This is a genomic window from Micromonospora sp. NPDC001898 (genome assembly GCF_042891255.1).
In the GTDB taxonomy this organism is placed as follows: Bacteria; Actinomycetota; Actinomycetes; order Mycobacteriales; family Micromonosporaceae; genus Micromonospora.
This window is the reverse complement of the sequence record NZ_JBIATC010000005.1, coordinates 144,281-168,429: the sequence shown is the minus strand read 5'-3', so window position 1 is coordinate 168,429 and position 24,149 is coordinate 144,281. Positions and strand designations below refer to the sequence as shown.

Below are 24,149 nucleotides of genomic sequence, written 5' to 3'. Positions count from 1 at the left end.
GGGCCTCGATGACGGTGACGTCAGTGCGGCGCGCCGGGGTTTCCCGGCGTCGTGGTCCATACCGCGCTGCGCATGGGGAGACGGTAGGCCGGCGGCGGGCCGGCACGCATCCGATTTCGGGCCCCGCCGGCCGCGCGCACCGCGCCCGGGCGGGCGTGCGGCGGGCCCGCGACGCAGGTGCGGGCCGCCGGCACGGGACCTGCCGGCGGCCCGCGGCGGCCCGGTCGTCGGAAACGGGGGGCCCGACGCGCCCGAGGCCGCGCGCCGACAACGGTACGCCGCCCGTAGCCGATCCGCCGCCCGGCTCGGCCCGGACGCCGAGGTCGCTCAGGGCGGCCGAGCCGCCGCATCCTGGCACGTCGGGGCCGGAACCGTCGTGTCGGGGGTCACCAGCGGCCAGGGTGGGCTCCGGTGACCCCCGCCACGGGGCCAGGCTCGGGGCACCCGATCTGCCGGACCCGGCGAGGTGTCAGTCGTGCTTGAGCTACTCACCCACATGGCGTCGCCGCTGTGGGCGTACCTGGCGCTGCTCGGGCTGCTGGCGGTCGACGCGTTCGTGCCGGTCATCCCCACCCAGGCGATCATGATCACCGGTGGCGCGCTCACCGTGTACGGCGGGCTGAGCCTCCCACTGACCATCGGGGTCGGCGCGCTCGGCGTCTTCGTCGGCGACCTGGCCTGCTACCTGATCGGCCGGGGCGCACCGGACCGCAGAGAGGGCCGGCAGGCCGAGCCGGGCCGCGCCCGCCGGATGGCCGGACGGATGACCCAGGGACTGCGCCGGCCCGGCCCGCTGGTGATCCTGCTCTGCCGGTTCGTGCCGGGCGGCCGGATGGCCGCCTGCTTCGCCGCCGGCCGCAGCCGGTACCCGTACCGGCTGTTCCTCACGTACGAGGCGGTGGCGGCGGCCGGCTGGGCCACGTACGGGGCGCTGGTCGGGCACCTGGGCGGCACGGCGCTGACCGAGTCGGCGTGGCAGCTGCTGGTGATCGCCGGCGCGGCGGCAGCCGGCTTCGCGGCCGCCGGTTGGGCGATGACGGCGTTCGGCGCCCGCAACGCCCGCCCCGGGGCCCCTACGGAATGACCCCGGCGGACCTCGGACTCCGCCGGATAGGTCTGACGTCACCGGCTTGGGCAGACACCTCGACGTGGTCGCCCGGATCGGGAACATCCGGCGCAACGTCGCGTGAGACCACAAGGCCGAAGGCGAGAAGTTGACCTCAACTTCGCTTCAGCTCCTACCGTCTGAGGAAGCGGGCGGGCGACGCCCGGAGTCAGGCGAGGAGGCGGAGATGATCCTGGTGACGGGGGCGACCGGCACGGTCGGTCGGGAAGTGGTGTCGATCCTGACGGCACGCGGCGAACCGGTCCGGGCGGTCAGCCGGAATCCCGCCGCCGCCGACCTGCCGGCCGGGGTGGAGGTGGTGGCCGCCGACCTCACCGACCCGGCGTCGCTCGCCCCGCACCTGACCGGCGTCGACGCGGTCTTCCTGATCTGGCCCTCCGCCGACCCGGCGCTGGCCCGCCGAGCCGCCCCGGAGGTGGCGCGGGTGATCGCGGCGCGAGTGCCACGGATCGTCTACCTCTCCGCACCCGGCGCGGCTGACCAGCCGGAGTCGTTCTGGGCGGTCGTGGAGCGGGCCGTCGAGGAATCCGGGGCGGGGTGGACGTTCCTGCGCCCGACCGGCTTCGCCGCCAACACGCTGATGTGGGCCGACCAGATCCGCGCCGGCGACGTGGTGCGCTGGCCGTACGGGGGTGCTGCCCGCTCGCTGATCCACGAGCGGGACCTCGCCGAGGTGGCGGTCGCCGCGTTGACCTCGGACGGGCACCTGGGCACCCGCCACCTGCTCAGCGGCCCGGCGACGTTGACCCAGGAGGAGCAGGTGCACGCCATCGGCCGGGCGCTCGGCCGGAAGCTGAGCTGGGCGGAGATGCCCCGCGACGAGGCCCACGCGCTGCTGGCCGGGGCGTTCGGCAACGCCGCCTTCGCCGCGTCGGCCCTGGACGGCTGGGCCGCCTTCGTCGACCACCCCGAGCAGGTCACCACCACGGTGGAGGCGGTCACCGGCCGCCCCGCCCGCCCGTACAGCGAATGGGCGGCCAACCACGCCGACACCTTCCGCTGACGCCCCGGCCCCGCGGCTACTCCAGCTCGTGCAGCATGAGCTGGCGGGCGGCCTCCGTGATGGAGCCCGACAGGCTCGGGTAGATGGTGATCGTCTGGGCCAGCTCGTTGACCGTGAGGTTGTTCTCCACCGCCAGGGTGATCGGCAGGATCAGCTCGCTCGCCTTCGGGGCCACCACGACGCCGCCGATCACCTGGCCGCTGGCCGGGCGGCAGAACAGCTTGACGAAGCCGTCGGCCAGGTCGTCCATCTTCGCCCGGGCGTTGCCCCCCAGCGGCAGCATCACCTCGCGGGCGGGCGTCTTGCCGGCGTCCACCTCGTCCTGGGAGACGCCGACGGTGGCCAACTCCGGGTCGGTGAAGACGTTCGCCGCGACCGTACGCAGCCGCAGCGGCCGGACCGCCTCGCCGAGCGTGTGCCACATCGCGATCCGGCCCTGCATCGCGGCGACGCTGGCCAGCGGCAGCACCCCGGTGCAGTCGCCGGCGGCGTAGATGCCAGGGACGTTGGTCCGGGACACCCGGTCGACGGTGACGTAGCCGCCCCGGGCCAGCTCGACGCCGTACTCGTCGAGGCCGAGGCCGGCCGTGTTGGGGATCGACCCGACGGCGATCAACGCGTGCGAGCCCTGCACCAGCCGGCCGTCGGCCAGCTCCACCTCCACCCCGTCGGCGGTGCGGCGGACGCCCTCGGCACGGGAGTTGTTGAGGATGGTCATCCCCCGGGAGCGGAAGACCCGCTCGATGGCCATCGCGGCGTCGGCGTCCTCGTGCGGCATCACCCGGTCCCGGCTGGAGACGAGGGTGACCTCGACCCCCATGGCCAGGTACGCGCTGGCGAACTCGGCCCCGGTGACGCCCGAGCCGACCACGATCAGATGCTCGGGCAGCTCGGGCAGGTCGTAGACCTGCCGCCAGGTCAGGATGCGCTCGCCGTCGGGCACGGCGGTGGGAAGCTGACGCGGAGTGGCCCCGGTGGCGACCAGCACGGTCGACGCGGCGATCGAGTACTCCTCGGCCCCGTCGGCGGGGGCGACGACGACCCGGTGGGTGTGACCGAGCGTGTCCTCGCCGAGCCGGGCGGTGCCGGCCACGAAGGTGACGCCGGCCTTCAGCAACTTGGCGTGGATGTCGGCCGACTGGTGAAGGGCGAGCCGCTTGACCCGCTCGTGCACCGTCCGGGCGTCGACGGTGACCGCCTCCAGCCCGTCGGAGTGCACCCCGAACTCCTCGGTGTCCCGGTACCCGGTGACCACGGAGGAGCTGGCGATGAAGGTCTTGGACGGGACGCAGTCGGACAGCACGCAGGCACCGCCGGCCCCGTCGGCCTCCACCACGGTGACCTCAGCGTCCAACTGGGCGGCGACCAGGGCCGCCTCGTACCCGGCCGGCCCCCCGCCGATGATCACAATCTGGCTCACAGCTATCGCCCCTCGTCCATGCTCACGGTGACTTTCTTCTCCCCGACGCGTCCGACACGCACCGTCGTATTCTCCCCCACCCGTCCGTAGGGCTATCGTCATCGCCGTGCGTCACTACGCCGCCTACGGCTCAAACCTGGACCCCGCCCGGATGCGTGCCTACTGTCCGCATTCGCCGATGGTTGGTATCGGCTGGCTGGAAGGCTGGCGGCTCACATTCGCGGGCGAGGGCGTCATCGGCTGGGAGGGCGCGGTCAGCACCATCGTCGAGTCCCCCGGCGAGCGGGTGTTCGTGGCGCTCTACGACATCAACCCGTACGACGCCGGCCAGCTCGACGACATCGAGGGGGTGACCTCCGGGACGTACCGCAAGCTGCACGTCCGGGTCTCCACCCTCGACGGGGACGTGACCGCCTGGGTCTACGTCTTCGACGGGTACGAGGGCGGCCTGCCGACGGCGTGGTACCTGTCGGAGATCGCCAACGCCGCAGAGAAGGCGGGCGCGCCCGACGACTACGTCAGCGAGCTGCGGGCCCGCCCCACCGGCACCGCGTCGGCGTAGCGCGTCTACCACGCCCCCAGTCTGCTCCGGGTGGGTGGCGGCGCGCGGAGCCGCCCCCCGGCGGGCGGCTCCGGTCACACACCGACTGCCGGAACCACCCGCTCGTACATGTCGGTCCATCGCACCTCGCCCAGCCCCACCGAGCGGTAGAGCGTCGCCGGGGAGGTCGGGTTGGCCAGGTCGACACCCAGGCCGGCGGACCGCCTGCCCTTCGCGGCGTAGACCGTGAAGGCCCGCCGCAGCAGCGCGGCGCCCACCCCGTGCCGCCGGTACGCCGGCAGCACCGACAGGGTGCGGACCCACCCCTGGTCCTGCTCCAACGCCTGGTCGGACGACTGCAACGCGCCGGCCGGCACCCCGTCGACCTCGGCGACGAACCACTCGTCCCAGGTCCTGGCGTACGAGGGCAGGTGCTCCCGCCACTGCTCGTACCCGACCGGCTCGTAGTCCGGGGTGTCCCGGAACGCCGTGTCGAAGATCCGGTGGAACAGGCGCAGGTCGGCCTCGTCCCCGGCGTGCAGCGGGCGGATCGTCACCCCGGGCGGGCACGGCGGCTCGGCGGGCAGGCCCGTCAGTGTCCTGCTCATCCGCACGTACCGCTTCGCCCGGGTGAAGCCGGCCTCGGCCAGCTCCGCCGCCCACCGGGTCTCCGGCGCGAAGGCGGCGGTGCGGACGGTCAGCGCGGACAGGCCCCGCTCGGCGGCCCGCTCGGCGACCCGGTCGAGCATCCGGGCGAGCAGGGGCAGGCGCACCGCCTCGGCGCGCACCGGGTCGACGCAGACGTCGACGAACTCCCGGCCCACCCCGGTCGGGTTGTCCACCACGGTCCACCCGACGACCCTCCCGTCGGGGTCGCTGACCAGCCAGGAGTCGACCGCCGGGTCGACGAAGGGGGCGGTCAGCGCGGCCTCGACGTCCTCGGCGTCGAAGTCGGGGTGGCCGATCGCGAAGGTGTCGGCGGCGTGCACCACCGCGAGGATCGCCGGCACGTCGTCGAGGGTGGGGCGGCGGGCGCTCCAGCCAACGGGAAGGGTCATCCGGCGATCCTGGCAGCAGCCCACCGCCCGCCGCCGCCCATTTATCTCGGCCCCGGCCGGTCGGGATCTCGCTGGGTGGGCCGTCCCTGCACCTGCGCGCGGGTGGCGGCCAGCAGGTCCAGCAGCTCGGCGCCCTCGCCGGGGGCGAGGGCGCGGAAGCCCGCCGAGGCCAGCCGGTCGGTCACCGCCTCCGCCCACAACCGCCGCCGCACCAGGGGCCCGACCCGGGGGTACGGCGGCGGCCAGCCACAGGCCAGCGCGCCGGCCTCCCCCTCCGGCCCGGCCAGCACCGCCTCCAGCGGGGTCATCCCGCCGGCCCGCACCGCCATCAGGTACGCCCCGGCGAAGTGCTCACGCAGCAGCAGCCCGGCGGCGGCTCGGGCACCCGGGGAGTCCTTCGGCACCGGCATGGCCCGCCAGGCGGCGAACAGCGGCATGCCGCTGGCGTCCGCCGCGCCGACCACCCGGGTCAGCAGCGCGCCCAGCCGGCGCGCCCCGGGCAGGGCGGCGAGATGCTCGTCGCCCCAGCGGCAGCACTCGGCGAGGTTCGCGGCTGCCACCTCCAGCGGACGGATCACCCGCGCGGCGGCGTCCCAGCCGTCGGCGACGGCGTCCGGGGCGATGAAGCCGAGGGCGGCTGCCACCGTCGGGGCCCGGACGTCACCCAGCGCCCCGGCCCGGCCGGTGATGTAGAAGGACCAGCCGGAGATGCCCAGCAGGCGGGCCCTGCGCAGCGTGCCGGGGCAGCGGGTGAACGTTTCCCCGAGCTCCAGCACGAACGGCTTGCTCGCGGCGGCGACCTGCTCCGGCGTCATCGCAATCAGTCTGCCCCGCCGCCGCCACCGGCGTCAGTCCCCTCTTCGGCGTCGATCGCCTCGATCGCCCCCTCGACCTCGCCGGTGCGCCGGCGGGCGGCGGTGACGGCCCGTTCCGCCGCCCGCCGGGCCAGTTTCCGCCGGCTCAGCTCCTGCTCGGCCTCGGCCCGCCGCCGCTCCAGCTCGGCCAGCGAGCGCTCGATGTCGGCCAGTTCCTCGGTGCCGTCGTGCTCGGCGTCCGCCGCGCCGGCCAGCTCCGCCTCGGCCCGGCCCTGGTCGGTACGCGCCCGTGCCAGTTCCCGTTCCAGCGCCCGGCGCTGCCGGACCCGCTCGGCCCGGGCGACGCGTTCCGCTGCCCGCTCGTCGCGTTCCCGCCGGTCCCGATCCCGGTCGGCGGCCCGGTCCCGGTCTTGGCCGGCGGCCCGATCGCGGTCGGCGGCCCGGTCCGGGGTGGCCGGTGCGGGCTCCGCGTCGTCGGTGACCAGCCGTAGCTGGGGGCGGGGCACCTCGCCAAAGCCGGCGTAGCTGGCGGCCCGCAGCAGCCGGCCGGTACGCACCTGCTCGGCGACCGTGGTGTCGGACAGGGCGGCGTTGAGTGTCGCCTCCACCTCGGCCAGGGGCAGCTTCCCGCCCGGCGGGCCGCCCTCGGCGTCGGCCGCCAGCCGGCGCACCTCGGCCACCAGCGCGGCGACCACCGCCCGCCGCTGGGCGGAGAGTTCCCGCAGCCGGGGGCCGCGCAGGTCGCGCTGGGCCGCCCGCAGCGCCTCGGCGAGCTGGCCCAGATCGGCGACGAGTTCGGGGCGCCGGATGGCGAGCAGGTTGACCAGCCAGGCGGCCACGGTCGGGCGGCGCAGCCGGGCGATCTCCCGGGCCGTGGCCGGGTCGCCGGCCCGCCGGGCCTCGGCGACAGCCGCGTCCCGGGTGGCGACGAACCGGTCCGGCGGCTCCTCGTAGAGCCGTCGGACCAGGTCCCGAGGGGGCGGCACCGGGTCAGGCGTCCAGCCGGCTGCCCGGTTCGAGGCGCTGGTAGTCGGTCTTGGACAGCGCCGTGTACTGACGGTTGAGCACCGCGAGGCCGTTGTCGTTGAGCAGCCCGTCGTGGGCGGCGAAGGCGCGGCGCGGGGCGACCGCGCGGATGAAGTCGAGCACCTCGGAGAACTTCGACCAGGGGGCGTGGATCGGCGCGAAGAGGGTGTCCACCTGGACGTCCTCGGGCACCACGAGGGAGTCGCCGGGATGGTAGACCACGTCGTTGAGCAGGTACCCCAGGTTGTCCACCACCGGGATGTCCGGGTGGATGACGGCGTGCCGCCCGCCGTACGCCCGGACCGGCACGCCGGCCGCGGTGAACGACTGCCCGGGGGCGACCGGATCCAGCGCCTCGGCCGCGTCGCCGAGGAGACCGGCCAGCGAGGCCGGGCCGTAAACGCGGAACGGCCGGCGGTCGAGCTGCCGGGTGACCGCCGCGACGTCGAGATGGTCGGGGTGCTCGTGGGTGATCAGCACCGCGTCCGCCCCGTCCAGCGCCGCCGGGTCGCTGAACCCGCCCGGGTCGACGACCAGCACCCCGCCGTCGTGCTCGACCCGGAGGCAGGAGTGGGCGTACTTGGTGAGTTGCATCATGACCCCCTGATTACCAAATCGTGACGTCCCATAGCGCAGTCTGCCGGAACCCACGGGTCTTCGCGTCACGTCTGACGTATCGCCCGACGGGCCAGGAACAGGGGGAGCGGGAATGGACGGACGCGCACGAGGTGCACTGCTGACCGCGGTGGGGCTGGCGGCCCTGCTGGCGGTCAGTGGGTGCGGTGGCCTCAGCGGTGGGAAATCATCGGAGGACTCGGCCGCATCGGCGCCGGAGAAGGCGGCGCCGGCCGGTGCAGGCCCGGCCGAGGCGGGAGGGGCGAAGGCCGGCACCGGTGGCGCCGCCCCGGACCTACGGGTCGACCAGCGGTCGATCATCTACACGGGAAACATCCGGGTGCGGGTGGACGATGTGGACGACGCCGCCCGGTCCGCCGTCACGGCGGCCACCGCGGTCGGCGGTTTCGTCGGCGGCGACGAACGCAGCAGCACGGGCGACAACGCCCGCGCCGAACTGGAGCTGCGGGTGCCGGCGGCGCGGTTCACCGCCGTGGTGGAGGACCTGGCCAAGCTGGGCCGGCAGGAGCGCCGCTCGATCCGTACGGAGGACGTCACCGAGGAGACCGTCGACCTGGACGCCCGGATCATCACGCAGCGGGCCCGGGTGGAGAGCGGCCGCAAGCTGCTGGCCCGGGCCAGCTCGATCGACGACCTGGTGACGCTGGAGGGCGAGGTGGCCCGGCGGGAGGCCGACCTCGCCTCGCTGGAGGCGAAGAAGCGCCGGCTGGCCGACCTGACCGCGCTCTCCACCATCACCCTCACCCTGGTCGGGTCGGACGCCGACACCTCCTCCGACGAGGAGAAGGACGGGACCGGATTCCTGGTGGGGTTGCGCGGCGGCTGGGACGCGTTCGTCGCCTCGCTGGGCGTGCTGCTCACCGTGCTGGGCGCGCTGCTGCCCTTCGCGGTGGCGCTGGGCGTGCCCGTGGCGCTGCTGGTGGCGGTGCTGCGCCGACGCCGGCGCAGGCCGGCGCCGGCGCTCAGCGAGTCGCCGCCAGTGCCCGCAGCGCGGTCTGCACCATGAGTCGGACGCCGAACGGGATGGCCCGCTCGTCGACGTCGAACGTGGCCCGGTGCAGGTCGACGTTCGGGCCGGCCCGGCCGACGCCGAGGCGTGCCAGCGCGCCGGGGACGTGCTCCAGGTACCAGGAGAAGTCCTCGCCGCCCATGCTCTGCGGGGTCTCCGCCACGCCGTCCGGGCCGAGCGCCGCCACGGTGGCGGCGGTGAGCACCTGGATCGCCCCGGCGTCGTTGCAGACCGGCGGGCGGCCGCGCAGGTACTCCAGGTCGACCGTGGCGCCGGTCGGGGCGATGACGTCCCGGACCACCTGAGCGACAATCTTGGGAGCCTGCGCCCAGGTGTCGCGGTCCATCACCCGCAGGGTGCCGGAGGCGCTCGCCTCGGACGGGATGACGTTGTTCCGGGTGCCGGCCAAGGCCTGGCCGAACACCAGCAGCAACCCGCTGTTGGCCGGCACCCGGCGGGCGACCAGGGCGGGCACCTCGGTGACCAGCCGGCCGAGCGCGTCGACCAGGTCGACGGTCAGGTGCGGGCGGGCGGTGTGCCCGCCCGGTCCGGTGAGCTTGACGGTGACGTTGTCGGCGGCGGCGGTGATCGGGCCGACCCGCAGGCCGATCTTGCCGACCGGCTGGTTGGGGTCGCAGTGCACAGCGAAGATCTGCACCACGTCGTCCAGCCCGCCGGCCTCGATGACCTCCAGCGAGCCGCAGGGCAGGATCTCCTCGGCCGGTTGGAAGATCAGCCGGACCCGGCCGTCCAGTTCACCCAGGTCGGCGAGCTGGGCGAGCAGCATGCCGACGCCGAGCATCACGGTGGTGTGCACGTCGTGCCCGCAGGCGTGGCACACGCCGTCCTTCGTGGACCGGTACGGCACATCCTTGACATCGTTGAGCGGCAGCGCGTCGATGTCGGCGCGGAGCGCGACGACGGGGCCGTCGGGGCGGCCGTTGATGTCGCAGATCACGCCGTTGCCCTTCGGCAGCATGCGCGGGTTCAGCCCGGCGAGGGACAGCTCGCGGGCGATCAGGGCGGCGGTCTCGAACTCCTCGCCGGAGAGCTCCGGATGGGAGTGGATGTGCCGGCGGGTGGCGATGAGCCCGGGAACCCGCAGGGCGAGCAGGTGGTCCAGCTCGGCGGGCAGGGGCTGGGACCCGGACGGCGCCTCCAGCGAGTCCGACAACGCCAGTTTGCTGCCGTTCGGCAGCGTCAACGCACTCGTCACGTCGATATCTCGATCACTAGAAATGGATGGATCATCGGGGATGACAGCAGACAGCCTAGACCTCCGACGGTGACGCTGTGCAACTTCATTCCTGTAGCGATCGGATGGCTCAGCGTCACGAAAGCCCTGGTGGAAGGGCTCGACAATCTGCGGGACAGCAGGTAGATCACGGTCGAACGTCGTCATCTGCCCCACACCTCCTACAACCCGTAACCGAGTCGGCGTTCCGAAATCACCGTCGATCCGGGGCAGCCGTTTCCCAAATTGTCGCATTAGTCGCTTCGGTTACCCGCCACTCGGACAATTAGCCGACCACCCACGGCGGCGGGGCGACACCGACGGTGACACGACGGGACGCGACGCTCGCGCACACGCTGTCCGTCCCGTTCACCCGGACGGGTTACCCATCGCCCCCGGGCCGCACACGCGTGCCCGGGCGGCCGGCAGGGGTCAGAACCGGTCGCTCGGGCGGTACGTCCCCCAGACCTGGCGCAGGATCCCGCAGACCTCGCCCACCGTGGCCCGGGCCCGCAGCGCCTCCTTCATCGGGAAGAGCACGTTCTCCGTGCCCTCGGCGGCGGCGCGCAGCCCGGCGAGGGCCCGCTCGACGGCGCCCCCGTCGCGCTCCGCGCGCAGCGTGGCCAGCCGCTCGGCCTGGGCCGCCTCGATCTCCGGGTCGACCCGCAGCGGCTCGTACGGCTCGTCGGTGTCGATGGTGAATCGGTTGAGCCCGACCACCACCCGCTCACCCGAGTCGACCTCCTGCGCGAACCGGTACGCGGACTGCTCGATCTCCCGCTTCTGGAAGCCCGCCTCGATGGCGTCGACAACCGAGCCGTGATCGGCCACCCGGTCCATCAGCTCGACCACCGCCGCCTCGATCTCGGTGGTCATCGCCTCCACCACGTACGAGCCGGCGAACGGGTCGACGGTGGCGGTCAGGTCCGTCTCGTACGCCAGCACCTGCTGGGTGCGCAGGGCCAGCCGGGCGGCCTTCTCGGTGGGCAGCGCGATGGCCTCGTCGAAGCTGTTGGTGTGCAGCGACTGGGTGCCGCCCAGCACGGCGGCGAGCCCCTGCACCGCCACCCGGACCAGGTTGACCTCGGGCTGCTGGGCGGTGAGCTGCACGCCCGCCGTCTGGGTGTGGAAGCGCAGCATCATCGACTTCGGGTTCTTCGCCCCGAAGTCGTCACGCATCAGCCGGGCCCAGATCCGCCGGGCGGCGCGGAACTTCGCGACCTCCTCGAGCAGGGTCGTCCGGGCCACGAAGAAGAACGACAGCCGGGGCGCGAAATCGTCCACGGCCAGCCCGGCGGCCAGCGCGGCCCGGACGTACTCGACGCCGTTGGCCAGGGTGAACGCGATCTCCTGCGCGGGCGTCGCGCCGGCCTCGGCCATGTGGTAGCCGGAGATGGAGATGGTGTTCCACCTCGGCACCTCCTTGCGGCAGTAGGCGAACGTGTCGGCGACCAACCGCAGCGAGGGCTTCGGCGGGAAGATGTACGTCCCCCGGGCGATGTACTCCTTGAGGATGTCGTTCTGGATGGTGCCGTTGAGCGCCGAACCCTCGACCCCGGACTCCTCGGCCACGAGCTGGTAGAGCAGCAGCAGCACCGAGCCCGGCGCGTTGATCGTCATCGAGGTGGAGACCTTGTCCAGCGGGATGCCGGCGAAGAGCAGCCGCATGTCCTCGACGGAGTCGATGGCCACCCCGACCTTGCCCACCTCGCCGTGCGCGATCGGATCGTCGGAGTCGTACCCCATCTGGGTGGGCAGGTCGAAGGCGACGGACAGCCCCATCGTGCCGGCCCGCAGGAGCTGGTGGTAGCGCGCGTTGGACTCCGTGGCGGTGCCGAAGCCGGCGTACTGGCGCATGGTCCACGGGCGCGACGTGTACATGGTGGGATAGACCCCGCGGGCGTACGGGAACTCGCCGGGGGCGCCCAGCCGGGAGTCCAGACCCTCGGGCAGGTCATCCGCCGTGTAGAGGCCCTTGATGGGGAAGCCGGACTCGCTTGACCGCCGTTCGCTCATCCCCGGATGGTAGGACGCGCCGATGCATCGACGGGTGAGGGATTCCGCACAGGGCCCTTGACTTCCGGCGACCTCATAGTGAGCGACCGGACACGTACCGTGGAGTTCGGTAAACGTCCGTCGCGTCGGGTTTCGCATCGGGCGTCGGAACCAGCAAGATAGGGGAGTTGTGTCCCAGCCCCCTCGATTTCCCCCGGTGGCTTTTCTGTGACTCAGATCCCGACGTGGAGCGGCGGACCGGTCAGTCCACCCCACGGACGCGCGGCGCCCGGCACCACCATCGGTGGTCGCTACTCGCTCCGGTCCGCAGTGGGCAACGGCGGCATGGGCACGGTCTGGCGTGCCACAGACACCCTGTTGCGGCGCGACGTGGCGGTGAAGGAGGTAATCCTTCCGCCGGGCCTCGCCCCCAGCGACCGCGACTCGATGTACGAGCGGACGCTGCGCGAGGCCCGCGCCGCCGCGGCCATCCAGCACCCTGCCGTGGTCCAGGTGTACGACGTGGTCACCGAAGGTGGCCGCCCCTGGATCGTGATGGAGCTGCTGGACGCCCGCAGCCTGGCCGACATGGTGATCGAGGACGGGCCGGTCGCGCCCCGCGCGGTCGCCAAGATCGGTATCGCCCTGCTCGGCGCGCTGGAGGTGGCGCACGCGATCGGCGTGCTGCACCGCGACGTGAAGCCGGCCAACGTGCTGATCTGCACCGACGGCCGGTGCGTGCTGACCGACTTCGGGGTGGCCAAGCTCCCCACCGACGTGCAGCTCACCACCCCCGGCATGGTCCTCGGCTCGCCGCACTTCATCTCCCCCGAGCGGGCCATGGGTCAGGAGTTCGGGCCGCCCAGCGACCTCTTCTCCCTCGGCGTGACGCTGTACACGGCGGTCGAGGGCCGCCCCCCGTTCGACAAGGGCGACCCGATCGAGACCATGCACGCTGTGGTCGAGGATCCGCCGGCCACCCCGCAGCGCAGCGGTCCGCTGACCCGGGTCCTGATGGGCCTGCTGGAGAAGGACCCGTCCCGCCGGCTCGACGTGCACACCTCCCGGGCGATGCTGCGTGAGCTGCTGGCCGGGCCGCTGACCAGCACCGCGACCGCCGTCAACTCGGTCACCGACCCGTACGCGGTGGTGCCGGTGCAGCGGCCGGTGGTCGCCCCGCCACCGCCGCCCGGCCCGGAGCCGAAGCCGAGCGGGCAGATCGGCGGCCGGGCGATGCTCTCCCCCGAGGAGTCGCTGACCGACCGGCTGGCCGCGCTGCGCCGGGGCGAGAAGGCGAAGAAGAAGACCGCCGCCGCCGCGAGCGCCGCCGCGCTGGACGACACCAGCGCCGACGCGCTCGCCGGCCCGCTGCACACCCCCACCGGGGCGATGCCCACGCAGGCGCCGACGTCGCCGGCCGGTCGGATGTACGGCGGGTCTTCGGAAGCCACCCAGCGGGTCGACGCGGGCAGCGCGCCGGAGGCCACCCAGAATGTGACGTACGGCACATCGCCTGACGCCACCCAGCAGGTCCCGTTCGGGCCCCGCCCGGACGCCACCCAGCAGGTCCCGTTCGGCGTCGGGGCGAACGCCACCCAGCGGGTCGGCCAGCCCGACGCCACCCAGGCGGTGCCCGGCTTCGGTGGCCCGCCCGAGGCGACCCAGGCGGTGCCCGGCTTCGGTGGCCCGCCCGAGGCGAACCAGCGGATGGGCGGGACGTACGGCGGCGGCCAGTGGTCGGTGCCCGGCACCGGCCAGCCGTGGGCCACCCCGGCCACCGCGCCCGCCCCGGCCGGCGGCGGCGCACCCGGCGGGATCGGCGGTCTCGTCGCCACCGTCAAGGGCTGGCCGCGCAAGGTGCAGCTCGTAGCGGCCGGCGGCCTCGTCGTGCTGCTGGTGGTCGGCGCGGTCGTCCTGTTCGGCGGCGGCGACCCGGACCGGCCGACCACCCCCTCGGCGCAGCCCACCGCCGCCGCCCCCGCGCCCGTGGAGATGCAGGAGCAGTCGGCCCGGGGCGTCACGGTGCAGGTGCCCAAGGGCTGGCAGCGCAACAGCGCCGGCGTGTGGGTCGACTTCGTCGACCCGGAGGACAGCGGCCGCAAGGTGCGCATCCTCTCCGAGGACTGGGGCGGCACGTCGTCGATGCGCTGGGCTGAGGTCGCCGAGAAGGGCCTCCGGACCAAGTCGACCTCCTGCCCGAAGCCGTACAACCGGGTGTCGATGACCGAACAGAAGCTGGACGGTCAGGCGGCGGCCGAGTTCGAGTACACCTGCGGCGAGGGCGACAGCATGCGGCACGGCGTGTGGCGCGGGGTGGTGCACGAGGGGAAGGTCTACTCGTTCTACCTCTCCTCCACCGACGCCCGGTTCGCGGAGAGCAAGCCGATCTTCGACCGGATGGTGGAGTCGTTCAAGCTCGGCGGGGCGAACTGAGCCCCACCGGGCCGACCGGAGCGAGGCCGACGAGACGTGGTGATCCGCCGCCTGCTATCAAGAGGCATGGCGGCGGAACCCATTGACCTTGACGACATTCGCGACCAGGCCCGGCGGTGGCTCGACGACGACCCCGACCCGGCCACCCGCGAGGAGCTGCGAGCCGTGCTCGACCGGCTGCCGGCGAGCGCGCCCGAGCTGGCCGACCGGTTCGCCGGGCCGCTGACCTTCGGCACCGCCGGGCTGCGCGGCCCGCTGCGGGCCGGCCCGAACGGGATGAACCTCGCCGTGGTCAGTCAGGCCGCCGCCGGGCTGGTCGGCTGGCTCGCCGCCCAGGGCGCGACCGGCCCGCTGGTGATCGGGTACGACGCCCGGCACGGTTCCCGGGAGTTCGCCGAGCGCACCGCCCAGGTCGCCACCGGCGCGGGCCGTCCGGCGCTGCTGCTGCCCCGCCCGCTGCCCACCCCCGTGCTGGCGTACGCGGTGCGGCAGCTCGACGGGGCGGCCGGTGTGATGGTCACGGCCAGCCACAACCCCCCGCAGGACAACGGCTACAAGGTGTACCTGGGCGCCCGGCTCGGCGGCGAGTTGGGCGCCGGGGCGCAGATCGTGCCGCCCGCCGACGCCGGGATCGAGGCGGCCATCCGGGCGGTCGGCCCGCTCGCCCAGGTGCCGCTCGGCCCGGCCGGCCAGGTGCTCGGTGACGACCTGGTCGCCTCGTACGTGGACCGGGCCGCCGCCGTGATCGACCCGGCCGGCCCCCGGGACCTGAAGGTGGCGTACACCCCGCTGCACGGGGTGGGCGCGGCGGTGCTGACCGCCGCCTTCGCCCACGCGGGGTTCGGCATCCCCGGCGTGGTGCCCGAGCAGGCGGAGCCCGACCCGGACTTCCCGACCGTGAGCTTCCCCAACCCGGAGGAGCCGGGGGCGGTGGACCGCCTCGTGGCGCTCGCCGAGCGGACCGGCGCGGACCTGGCGATCGCCAACGACCCGGACGCCGACCGCTGCGCGGTGGCCGTCCGCGACGGCGGCCCGGCGAGTGCGAGGAGTGCGCCTGCGGGCCCTCCGGTCACGGCCGAACAGCAGCGCGGCGGCTGGCGGATGCTACGCGGCGACGAGGTGGGCGTCCTGCTCGCCGACCACCTGATGCGCCGGGGCGTGCAGGGCCTGTACGCCACCACGATCGTGTCGTCGTCCCTGCTGCGGGCCATGTGCGCCGCCCGGGGCCTGCCGTACGACGAGACGCTGACCGGGTTCAAGTGGATCGTCCGGGCCGGCGGCGGGTCCGCGCCGCTGGTGTACGGCTACGAGGAGGCGCTGGGCTACTGCGTCGCCCCGGAACACGTGCGCGACAAGGACGGCATCACCGCCGCGCTGACCATCGCCGAGCTGGCCGCCGGCCTCAAGGCGGAGGGGCGCACGCTGACCGACCGGCTGGACGAGCTGGCCGCCGAGTTCGGCGTGCACCACACCGACCAGCTCTCCGTCCGGGTGGACGACCTGCGGGTGATCGCCGACGCGATGGCCCGGGTCCGGGCGGCCACCCCGACCACGCTGCTCGGGCACCCGGTCACCGAGGCGCGGGACCTGCTCCCCGAGGCGGACGTGGTGATCCTGCGCACCGACACGGCCCGGGTGGTGATCCGCCCGTCGGGCACCGAGCCGAAGCTCAAGGCGTACCTGGAGGTCGTGGAGCCGGTCACGGACGGCGACGTGCCGGCGGCCCGCACCCGCGCGGCCACAACCGCAGCCACCCTCCGCACCGAGATCGCCACCACCCTGAACCTCTGACCCACCACCCCGCCGCAAAGTTGATCAAGAAGCTTGCGTCGCCGATGACGCGCTCGCTGCCGCAAACTTCTTGATCAACGCGGGATAGGCGGGGTGGGGTGGACCGGGTTTGTTGCTCAAACATGGAAAGAGTGGCCTCGAACTGCTGCGAGGCCACTCTTTCCATGTTTGAGCGCGATCATGCCCGGCGGACGGCCCGCGGTGGGCGGCACGCGGCACGCGGCAGGCGGCAGGCGGCAGGCGGCAGGCGGGATCGGAGCGGTCCGATGGGCGGACAGGCCGCCCGCGTCGTCCGGCCGGCCCAGCCGGAGGGGTCAGGTGCGCTTGCCGAGGGCGGCGTCCACGGCGGCGCCCAGTGCGGTGACGACCAGCGCCACCGAGGGGCGGACCACCGAGTCGTCCAGGCCGACGGTGCCGGAGAAGCCGGCGCCGCCGGCGATCTCCTCCAGCCGTACCCGGGCGTCCCGGGCGGCGTCGCCGGTCAGGCCGAGCGCCGGCTCCATCCGGAGCACCGCGACCAGGGTGGCCAGCGCGGCGGTCCGCTCGTCGGGGAGCTGCCCGTCGGCCAGCGCCTCGGCGAGCCGGCGGCGGGTGTCCTCCTCCATGGAGGCGTCCGCCGTCGGGTAGCGGTGCACGTTGATGAAGCCCAGCTCGGTCTCCTCGACGTCGCGCACCGCGCCCCGGGCGACCAGGTCGCCGAGGATCCGGTCGCGCAGGCCGTGGCGCAGCCGCTGCACCCAGGAGGAGGGGGTGTGCGGGGTGTCGGCGGCCATCCGGGCCAGCACCTCGTCGAGGGTCGGCTCGCCCGTTCCGGTGGGGTCGGCGACCACCAGGTTCCCGTCGGCGTACGTGATCCGGCCGGCCAGGGCCAGTTCGATCAGCACCGCGGCGGCCATCCCGAGGTCGAGGCTGATCCGCGGCATGGTCGCCTTGCCGGATTCGTCGTCGTACGCGAGGAGCAGCAACTCCTCGGCAAGCGCAACACCAGTCATGGCCGGAGACGGTAGCGCCTGCGCGTACCCGGCGTGTCCCCAACCCGCCCGGCGTGGCGGGAAGGCCCCCGGTCGATGCCTGAGGAGCGGGAAGGGTGCCCTTCCCGCCCCTCCCGAGCGGCACCGGCCGGGCCCCATCGAGCGGCACGGCCGGGCCTTCCCGAGTGGCACCCCGAACGGCACCGACCGCCGGACCGCCGTCAGAAGCGGGGCATGCCGCCGAACTGGCGGTCGCCCGCGTCGCCGAGGCCCGGGACGATGAACATCTTGTCGTTGAGGCCCTCGTCGATCGAGGCGGTGACCAGCCGCAGCGGCAGGCCGGACTGTTCAAGCCGCTGGATGCCGACCGGCGCGGCCAGCACGCAGAGCACGGTGATGTCGGTGCAGCCCCGGTCGGCCAGCAGCCGGCAGCAGTGCTCCAGGGAGCCGCCGGTGGCCACCATCGGGTCCAGGACCAGCACCGGCAGGCCGGCCAGGTCGCGGGGCAGCGACTCCATGTACGCCCGCGGCTCGTACGTCTCCTCGTCCCGGGCCAGGCCGACGAAGCCCATCGACGACTCGGGCAGCAGCCCGAGCGCCGCGTCGGCCATGCCGAGGCCGGCCCGCAGCACCGGCACCAGCAGCGGCGGGTTGGCCAGCCGGGTGCCCTCGGCGCCGGTCACCGGGGTCTGCACCGGGTACTTCTCGACGGGGAAGGAGCGTGCGGCCTCGTACACGAGCATGGTGGTGAGCTCGTGCAGCGCGGCCCGGAACGAAGAGGAGTCGGTGCGGGCGTCCCGCATGGCGGTCAGCCGCGACTGGGCGAGCGGGTGGTCAATGACGTGTACGTCCACGATCGCTCAACCTACCGAACGGTCGGATCCCGCAGTGCGGGAGCGGGCGCGGCAGCGACCCGGCTCACCCCGGCGATGCCTCGACGGCACCCCGACGACGCTGCGGTGGCGCGGCGACGCCCGCGGCGGCCGTACCGTGACCGGTTTCACAACATCCGTGGATGCGTAGACTCCCCGGCATGACGGCGACAGCGACGTCGGACCGGTCGGATCTCTCCGGGCTGGGACGATCCGAGACCGCTCTGCGGACCTTCCTGCACGGCCTGCCCGGCGTGGACCAGGTGGGCGCGGAGCAGCGGGCGGCGCAGCTCGGCACCCGCTCCATCAAGACCACGGCCAAGGCGCAGGCGATCGACCTGGCCATCCGGATGGTCGACCTGACCACCCTGGAGGGGGCGGACACCCCCGGCAAGGTACGGGCACTCGCGGCCAAGGCGCTGCGCCCCGACCCGGCCGATCCGTCCTGCCCGCACGTCGGCGCGGTCTGCGTCTACCCGGCGATGGTCCCGCACGTGGCCGAGGTGCTGGCTGGCAGCGGCGTGCACCTGGCCAGCGTGGCGACCGCGTTCCCCTCCGGGCAGGCGCCGCTGGAGGTCAAGCTCGCCGACACCCGGGCCGCCGTGGCGGCCGGCGCCGACGAGATCGACATGGTGATCAACCGGGGCGCCTTCCTGGCCGGGCGCTTCAAGGAGGTCTACGACGAGATCGTGGCCACCAAGGAAGCCTGCGGGGACGCCCACCTCAAGGTGATCCTGGAGACCGGCGAGCTGGCCACGTACGACAACGTGCGGCGGGCCTCCTGGCTGGCCATGCTGGCCGGCGGGGACTTCATCAAGACCTCCACCGGCAAGGTCCCGGTCGCCGCCACCCTGCCGGTGACCCTGGTGATGCTGGAGGCGGTCCGCGACTTCCGCGACGCCACCGGGCGGCAGGTCGGTGTGAAGCCGGCCGGCGGGATCAAGAACACCAAGGACGCGATCAAGTACCTGGTCATGGTCAACGAGACCGTCGGCGCGGACTGGCTCGACCCGGACTGGTTCCGGTTCGGCGCGTCCAGCCTGCTCAACGACCTGCTCATGCAGCGCACCAAGCTGACGACCGGCGTCTACTCCGGTCCCGACTACTTCACCCTGGACTGAGAGTGATGTTCGAATACGCGCCCGCCCCCGAGTCCCGCTCGGTGGTGGACCTCAAGCCCTCGTACGGGCTCTTCGTCGACGGGCAGTTCGTCGACCCCACCGACGGCGGCACCTTCAAGTCGGTCAACCCCGCCTCCGAGGAGGTGCTCGCCGAGGTCGCCGAGGCCGGGAGCGAGGACGTGGACCGCGCGGTCCGCGCCGCCCGCAAGGCGTACGAGAAGGTGTGGGGCCCGATGCCGGGCCGGGACCGGGCCAAGTACCTGTTCCGGATCGCCCGGATCATCCAGGAGCGTTCCCGCGAGCTGGCCGTGCTGGAGTCGCTGGACAACGGCAAGCCGATCAGGGAGTCCCGGGACGTCGACCTGCCGCTGGTCGCCGCGCACTTCTTCTACTACGCCGGCTGGGCCGACAAGTTGCCACACGCCGGCTTCGGCCCGGACCCGCAGCCGCTCGGCGTGGCCGCCCAGGTCATCCCGTGGAACTTCCCGCTGCTCATGCTGGCGTGGAAGATCGCCCCGGCGCTGGCGGCCGGCAACACGGTGGTGCTCAAGCCCGCCGAGACCACCCCGCTGACCGCGCTGCTGTTCGCCGAGATCTGCCAGCAGGCCGACCTGCCGGCCGGCGTGGTCAACATCGTCACCGGCGCCGGCGACACCGGCCGGACGCTGGTCGAGCACCCGGGCGTGGACAAGGTCGCCTTCACCGGCTCCACCGACGTCGGCCGGGCCATCGCCCGGTCGGTCGCCGGCACCCGCAAGAAGCTCACCCTGGAGCTGGGCGGCAAGGCGGCGAACATCGTCTTCGACGACGCCCCGATCGACCAGGCCGTCGAGGGGATCGTCAACGGCATCTTCTTCAACCAGGGGCACGTCTGCTGCGCCGGTTCCCGGCTGCTGGTGCAGGAGTCCGTCGCCGAGCAGGTGCTGGAGTCGCTGAAGCGGCGGATGGCCCGGCTGCGGGTCGGCGACCCGCTGGACAAGAACACCGACATCGGGGCGATCAACTCGGCCGCCCAGCTCGCCCGCATCCGCGAGCTGTCCGACGCCGGTTCCGCCGAGGGGGCCGAGCGCTGGTCGCCGCCGTGTGAGCTGCCCGAGCGCGGCTTCTGGTTCGCGCCGACGATCTTCACCGGGGTCACCCAGGCGCACCGGATCGCCCGGGAGGAGATCTTCGGCCCGGTGCTGTCCGTGCTGACCTTCCGCACCCCGGCCGAGGCCGTCGAGAAGGCCAACAACACGCCGTACGGGCTGTCGGCGGGGATCTGGACCGACAAGGGCTCCCGGATCCTGTGGATGGCCGACCGGCTGCGCGCCGGGGTGGTCTGGGCCAACACGTTCAACAAGTTCGACCCCACCTCGCCGTTCGGCGGGTACAAGGAGTCGGGCTACGGTCGCGAGGGCGGCCGGCACGGGCTGGAGGGCTACCTCAATGGCTGAGCGGGTCGCGGTACGCAAGACGTACAAGCTCTTCATCGGCGGGAAGTTCCCGCGCAGCGAGTCGGGACGGTCGTATCTCGTGCAATCCGCGAACGTGTCTCTTGCCTCTCGGAAGGACGCCCGGGACGCCGTCGTCGCCGCCCGCGCGGCCGTGAAGGGCTGGGCCGGGGCGACCGCGTACAACCGGGGCCAGATCCTCTACCGGGTCGCCGAGATGCTGGAGGGCCGCCGCGAGCAGTTCATCGGGCTCGGTGTGCCGGCCGACGAGGTCGACGCGGCCATCGACCGCTGGGTCTGGTACGCCGGCTGGGCCGACAAGCTCCCCCAGGTGTACGGCGGCGCGAACCCCGTCGCCGGCCCGTACTTCAACCTGTCCGCGCCCGAGCCCACCGGCGTGGTGGCGGTGGTGGCCCCCGATCAGCCTGCGCTGCTCGGCCTGGTCAGCGTGATCGCCCCGGCGATCGTCACCGGCAACACGGTGGTGGTGGCCGCCTCCCCGGCGCAGCCGCTGGCGGCGGTGACCCTGGCCGAGGTGCTGGCCACCTCCGACCTGCCCGGCGGGGTGGTCAACATCCTCACCGGGAAGATCACCGAGACCGCGCCGGCGCTCGCCGGCCACATGGACGTCAACGCGATCGACCTGACCGGGGTGACTGACCCCTCGCTCGCCACCGAGCTGGAGGTGAAGGCGGCGGAGAACCTGAAGCGGGTGCTCCGGCCGGCCCCGGCCGACCACGACTGGTCCGCCGACCCCGGCATCACCCGGATGACCGCTCTGCTGGAGACGAAGACGGTCTGGCACCCCAAGGGCACCTGACCCCACCCGCCGAACCCACCTCCGCCCACGCCACGCCCTGCCCTGCCGGGGATTGGCCGGCGGGGGCGGCCGGGGCGGGGGGGTCTACTACGGGGGGTAGGATTGATGGGTGACTCGGCTTGGTGATCTTGAACGTGCGGTGATGGATGTGCTGTGGGACAGCGTCCCGGGCACGTCGGACGGGGTGACCGTGCGTGAGGTCGCCGACGCGCTCGACGGGCGCGAGTTGGCGTACACGACAGTGATGACCGTGCTGGACCGGCTCGCGGGCAAGGGCATGGTGCGGCGCCAGCGGGAGGGGCGGGCCTGGCGGTACCGGCCCGCGGCCAGCCGCGAGGCGTACATCGCCCAGCTCATGCTCGACGCGCTGGACCTCGGTGGCAGCCGGGACGCCGCGCTGGTGCGCTTCGCCCGCTCGGTCACCGGGACCGAGGCCGACGTGCTGCGGGCCGCCCTGGGCGCCGAGGCTGCCGGGTCGCTGACCGATCGGGTCGAGAATCCGCGTACGGACCGGGCCGGGCAGCCGGCCCTGGCCGACGAGGCCACGGACCGGTAGGGCGCCGTCATGGCGTACGCCGCGCACTTCGCCGCGACGGTCCTGGCCTGTTACCTGACCGCCCAGGTCCTCGCGGCCTCCACCTGGACGTGGCGCAGCCCCCGGGTGGCGATCGTCTGCTGGCAGGCCGTCGGGCTCGCACTCGGCCTCTCCGCGATGGGCCTGCCCATGGCGCTCGGGCTGACCGCGTACGACCGGCCGACGGGCGGCGCGCTGCTCGCCCTCGGCTCCGACCTGGCCCACGGCACCCTTCCCGCCGGGATGGGCGCGATCCACCTCGGGCTGGTCGGCGTCGGCTTCGGCATCGGGGCGGTGCTGCTCGGCACGACGGTACGCAGCCTGCACTCGGCCGTCCGCGCCCAGCGCCGGCACCGGGACCTGTTGACCCTGGTCGCCCGCCGGGACCCCGAGGTGCCGGGGGCGCTGGTGCTGGACCATCCGGGCGCGGCGGCGTACTGCCTGCCGGGGGTGCGGCCCCGGGTGGTGGTCAGCGTCGGAACGCTCAGCATGCTCGACCGGGCCGAGCTGGAGGCGGTGCTCGCCCACGAGCGGGCGCACGCGCAGGAGCGGCACGACCTCGTGTTGCTGCCGTTCACGGCGCTGTGTCGGGCGCTGCCCTGGTTCCGCTGGGTGCGTGACGCGCACGAGCGGGTCGCGCTGCTGGTCGAGATGCGCGCCGACGACAAGGCCCGGGAGCTGCACGCCGAGGCGCCTCTCGCGGGCGCGCTGCGGCGGTTCGCCGAGGCCGGCCACCGGGTCACCCCGGCCGGCACGCTCGGCATGGGCGAGGGGGACCTGGACGTCCGGGTCCAGCGGCTGATGGTCGTCGACCGGCCGCCCCGGCTGATCGGGGCCACCGCGCTGGCGGTGGCGGCCACCCTGGTCGCGCTGCCGATCTCCCTCTTCCTGAGCTGACGGCCCACCGGACCGACGCCCGTTGATCCGACCGCCGCCGCACACCCCTCAATAGGTAGACGGTCTACGTGTAGGCTCCCTACTAAAAGCGAGCCTACCCCCGGAGAGCGGCCATGGACTCCCTGCTCCTCGCCCGTCTGCAGTTCGCCACGACCACCTCGCTGCACTTCCTCTTCGTCGCCGTCACGCTCGGGCTGGTCACCCTGCTGGTCGGGCTCCAGACCGCCTGGGTGCTCACCGGCAACCCGGCGTACGAGCGGCTGACCCGGTTCTGGGGCCAGCTCTACGTGATCAACTACGCGCTCGGCATCGCCACCGGGATCGTGATGGAGTTCCAGTTCGGACTGAACTGGAGCGGCCTGTCGCGCTACGTCGGCAACGTGTTCGGCGCGCCCTTGGCGATCGAGACCATGGTGGCGTTCTTCCTGGAGTCCACGTTCCTCGGCATGTGGATCTTCGGGTGGCACCGGCTGCGCCGGGGCGTGCACCTCGCCCTGCTGTGGGGCGTGGCGCTGACCGCGTACGCCTCGGCGTTCTGGGTCATGGTGGCGAACTCCTGGCTCCAGCACCCCGTCGGCTACGAACTGCGCGACGGGGTGGCCCACCTGACCGACTTCGGCGCCCTGCTCACCAACCCCACCCTCGGGATGGCCTTCGGTCACGTGATCGCCGCCGCCCTGCTGACCGGCGGGATGCTGATGGCCGCGGTGAGCGCCTGGCACCTGCTCCGGCGTACCCCCGACTTCGCGCTGTTCCGCACCTCGCTGCGGATCGGGCTGGTCACCGCGGCGCTCGCGGTCAGCCTGGTGCAGGGGTTCGGCTTCGCCCAGTTCGGGCCGGTCGGGCAGGCGCAGCCGACCAAGTTCGGCGGCGGCGCGGGCCGGGACACCCTGATCGCCGAGTGGACGGCCCGGTTCGGGCCCGGCGACTACGCCCCGCCCGTACTGGCCGACGTCGGGCTCGGCTTCATGATCATGATTGGCATGCTGCTCGGCTGCGTCTGGCTGCTGCTCCCGCTGCTCTGGCGGGACTGGATCATCCGGCTCCGCGTCCCGCTCTGGATCACCCTGGTGGCGCTGCCGCTGCCCTTCGCGGCGGTGCTGCTCGGCTGGATCGCCCGCGAGGTGGGCCGCCAGCCCTGGGTCGCGTACGGCCTGCTCCCCACCGGACAGGCGGTCTCCCCCGTCGGGCCGGGCGTGATGCTCGCCTCGCTGATCGGCTTCACCCTGCTGCTCGGCGCGCTCGCCGTCGCCAACGGGATGCTGTTCGCCCGGCACGCCGCCCGGGGCGCCGCCGACCCGCCGCTCGGCCGCCCGCCCGCCCCGGCCCCCGAGCCGACCCGCCCCGTGTCCGTCCTCGCCTGAGGGAGCCACC

The 24,149-nt window shown here is 73.6% G+C and carries 20 protein-coding genes and 2 pseudogenes; 13 read left to right on the top strand and 9 right to left on the bottom strand.

The features are described 5' to 3' along the window. Positions 1-475 precede the first annotated feature (475 nt). Both ACFYZF_RS13840 and ACFYZF_RS13835 read left to right on the top strand, forming a co-directional pair. Positions 476-1,084 carry a DedA family protein gene (locus ACFYZF_RS13840; RefSeq protein WP_387019703.1) on the top strand — a complete coding sequence of 203 codons (609 nt, stop codon included), beginning with the start codon at positions 476-478 and terminating at the stop codon, positions 1,082-1,084. Between the two features lie 208 nt (positions 1,085-1,292). Then, positions 1,293-2,129 carry an SDR family oxidoreductase gene (locus tag ACFYZF_RS13835; RefSeq protein WP_387019700.1) on the top strand — a complete coding sequence of 279 codons (837 nt, stop codon included), beginning with the start codon at positions 1,293-1,295 and terminating at the stop codon, positions 2,127-2,129. A gap of 16 nt (positions 2,130-2,145) precedes the next feature. Here the strand turns inward: ACFYZF_RS13835 and ACFYZF_RS13830 are convergent, their stop codons facing one another. Next, entirely contained in the window at positions 2,146-3,549 is a 1,404-nt protein-coding gene (locus ACFYZF_RS13830) for an NAD(P)H-quinone dehydrogenase (protein ID WP_387019697.1), read from the bottom strand. A gap of 106 nt (positions 3,550-3,655) precedes the next feature. On the opposite strand from ACFYZF_RS13830, the gene ACFYZF_RS13825 reads away from it, so the two are divergent. Beyond that, a complete protein-coding gene (locus tag ACFYZF_RS13825) occupies positions 3,656-4,111 on the top strand; it encodes a gamma-glutamylcyclotransferase (RefSeq protein ID WP_350880714.1) in 456 nt (151 codons plus the stop codon). Positions 4,112-4,185: 74 nt separating this feature from the next. On the opposite strand, the gene ACFYZF_RS13820 is transcribed toward ACFYZF_RS13825, so the two are convergent. From ACFYZF_RS13820 to ACFYZF_RS13805, 4 genes are read right to left on the bottom strand one after another with little or no spacing between them, the layout of a single operon-like run. Further along, the gene (locus ACFYZF_RS13820) at positions 4,186-5,148 is read right to left on the bottom strand and encodes a GNAT family N-acetyltransferase (RefSeq protein WP_387019694.1); all 963 of its coding nucleotides are present in this window, start codon (positions 5,146-5,148) and stop codon (positions 4,186-4,188) included. A gap of 41 nt (positions 5,149-5,189) precedes the next feature. Then, positions 5,190-5,963, bottom strand: a complete 774-nt coding sequence (locus tag ACFYZF_RS13815) for a hypothetical protein (protein WP_387019692.1) — start codon at positions 5,961-5,963, stop codon at positions 5,190-5,192. A gap of 5 nt (positions 5,964-5,968) precedes the next feature. After that, positions 5,969-6,949 carry a hypothetical protein gene (locus ACFYZF_RS13810; RefSeq protein ID WP_387019689.1) on the bottom strand — a complete coding sequence of 327 codons (981 nt, stop codon included), beginning with the start codon at positions 6,947-6,949 and terminating at the stop codon, positions 5,969-5,971. Positions 6,950-6,953: 4 nt separating this feature from the next. Continuing rightward, positions 6,954-7,583 (bottom strand): MBL fold metallo-hydrolase, encoded by a 630-nt coding sequence (locus tag ACFYZF_RS13805; RefSeq protein ID WP_387020393.1) that lies wholly within the window; start codon positions 7,581-7,583, stop codon positions 6,954-6,956. A 115-nt stretch (positions 7,584-7,698) separates the two neighbouring features. Here ACFYZF_RS13805 and ACFYZF_RS13800 point away from each other — a divergent pair, with 115 nt between their 5' ends. Then, a complete protein-coding gene (locus ACFYZF_RS13800; protein WP_387019686.1) occupies positions 7,699-8,631 on the top strand; it encodes a DUF4349 domain-containing protein in 933 nt (310 codons plus the stop codon). Here ACFYZF_RS13800 and ACFYZF_RS13795 read toward each other — a convergent pair. Both ACFYZF_RS13795 and ACFYZF_RS13790 read right to left on the bottom strand, forming a co-directional pair. Further along, positions 8,588-9,850 (bottom strand): amidohydrolase, encoded by a 1,263-nt coding sequence (locus tag ACFYZF_RS13795; protein ID WP_387019683.1) that lies wholly within the window; start codon positions 9,848-9,850, stop codon positions 8,588-8,590. The genes ACFYZF_RS13800 and ACFYZF_RS13795 overlap by 44 nt on opposite strands. 450 nt (positions 9,851-10,300) lie before the next feature. After that, positions 10,301-11,884: a methylmalonyl-CoA mutase gene (locus ACFYZF_RS13790; RefSeq protein ID WP_387019682.1), complete on the bottom strand. Its 1,584-nt coding sequence runs from the start codon at positions 11,882-11,884 to the stop codon at positions 10,301-10,303. A gap of 207 nt (positions 11,885-12,091) precedes the next feature. Between ACFYZF_RS13790 and ACFYZF_RS13785 the strand changes: the two genes are divergently transcribed. Both ACFYZF_RS13785 and ACFYZF_RS13780 read left to right on the top strand, forming a co-directional pair. Further along, positions 12,092-14,296, top strand: a complete 2,205-nt coding sequence (locus tag ACFYZF_RS13785) for a protein kinase (protein ID WP_387019679.1) — start codon at positions 12,092-12,094, stop codon at positions 14,294-14,296. A 66-nt stretch (positions 14,297-14,362) separates the two neighbouring features. Further along, entirely contained in the window at positions 14,363-16,087 is a 1,725-nt protein-coding gene (locus ACFYZF_RS13780; protein ID WP_387019676.1) for a phospho-sugar mutase, read from the top strand. A 314-nt stretch (positions 16,088-16,401) separates the two neighbouring features. Here ACFYZF_RS13780 and ACFYZF_RS13775 read toward each other — a convergent pair whose 3' ends face one another. After that, on the bottom strand, positions 16,402-17,079 hold the full coding sequence (locus ACFYZF_RS13775) for a GPP34 family phosphoprotein (RefSeq protein WP_387019673.1): 678 nt from the start codon (positions 17,077-17,079) through the stop codon (positions 16,402-16,404). A 200-nt stretch (positions 17,080-17,279) separates the two neighbouring features. Continuing rightward, positions 17,280-17,912, bottom strand: coding sequence for a uracil phosphoribosyltransferase (gene upp, locus ACFYZF_RS13770; RefSeq protein WP_161686960.1), 633 nt, complete (start codon positions 17,910-17,912; stop codon positions 17,280-17,282). A gap of 179 nt (positions 17,913-18,091) precedes the next feature. Between upp and deoC the strand changes: the two genes are divergently transcribed. The 7 genes and pseudogenes from deoC (at position 18,092) to ACFYZF_RS13735 (ending at position 24,139) form a co-directional block, all read left to right on the top strand. Then, on the top strand, positions 18,092-19,051 hold the full coding sequence (gene deoC / locus ACFYZF_RS13765; protein ID WP_387019670.1) for a deoxyribose-phosphate aldolase: 960 nt from the start codon (positions 18,092-18,094) through the stop codon (positions 19,049-19,051). 5 nt (positions 19,052-19,056) lie between these two features. After that, a complete protein-coding gene (locus ACFYZF_RS13760) occupies positions 19,057-20,487 on the top strand; it encodes an aldehyde dehydrogenase family protein (protein WP_387019667.1) in 1,431 nt (476 codons plus the stop codon). Then, on the top strand, positions 20,480-21,304 hold the full coding sequence (locus ACFYZF_RS13755; protein WP_387019664.1) for an aldehyde dehydrogenase family protein: 825 nt from the start codon (positions 20,480-20,482) through the stop codon (positions 21,302-21,304). Before ACFYZF_RS13760 ends, ACFYZF_RS13755 begins: the two co-directional genes overlap by 8 nt. A 109-nt stretch (positions 21,305-21,413) precedes the next feature. Further along, the gene (locus tag ACFYZF_RS13750) at positions 21,414-21,860 is read left to right on the top strand and encodes a BlaI/MecI/CopY family transcriptional regulator (protein WP_387019662.1); all 447 of its coding nucleotides are present in this window, start codon (positions 21,414-21,416) and stop codon (positions 21,858-21,860) included. Between the two features lie 9 nt (positions 21,861-21,869). Continuing rightward, a pseudogene (locus tag ACFYZF_RS13745) lies at positions 21,870-22,442 on the top strand (M48 family metalloprotease); the annotation flags it as partial. Between the two features lie 192 nt (positions 22,443-22,634). After that, a pseudogene (locus ACFYZF_RS13740) lies at positions 22,635-22,748 on the top strand (M56 family peptidase); the annotation flags it as partial. Between the two features lie 140 nt (positions 22,749-22,888). Continuing rightward, the gene (locus ACFYZF_RS13735) at positions 22,889-24,139 is read left to right on the top strand and encodes a cytochrome ubiquinol oxidase subunit I (RefSeq protein ID WP_387019659.1); all 1,251 of its coding nucleotides are present in this window, start codon (positions 22,889-22,891) and stop codon (positions 24,137-24,139) included. The last annotated feature ends 10 nt before the right edge of the window (positions 24,140-24,149 follow it).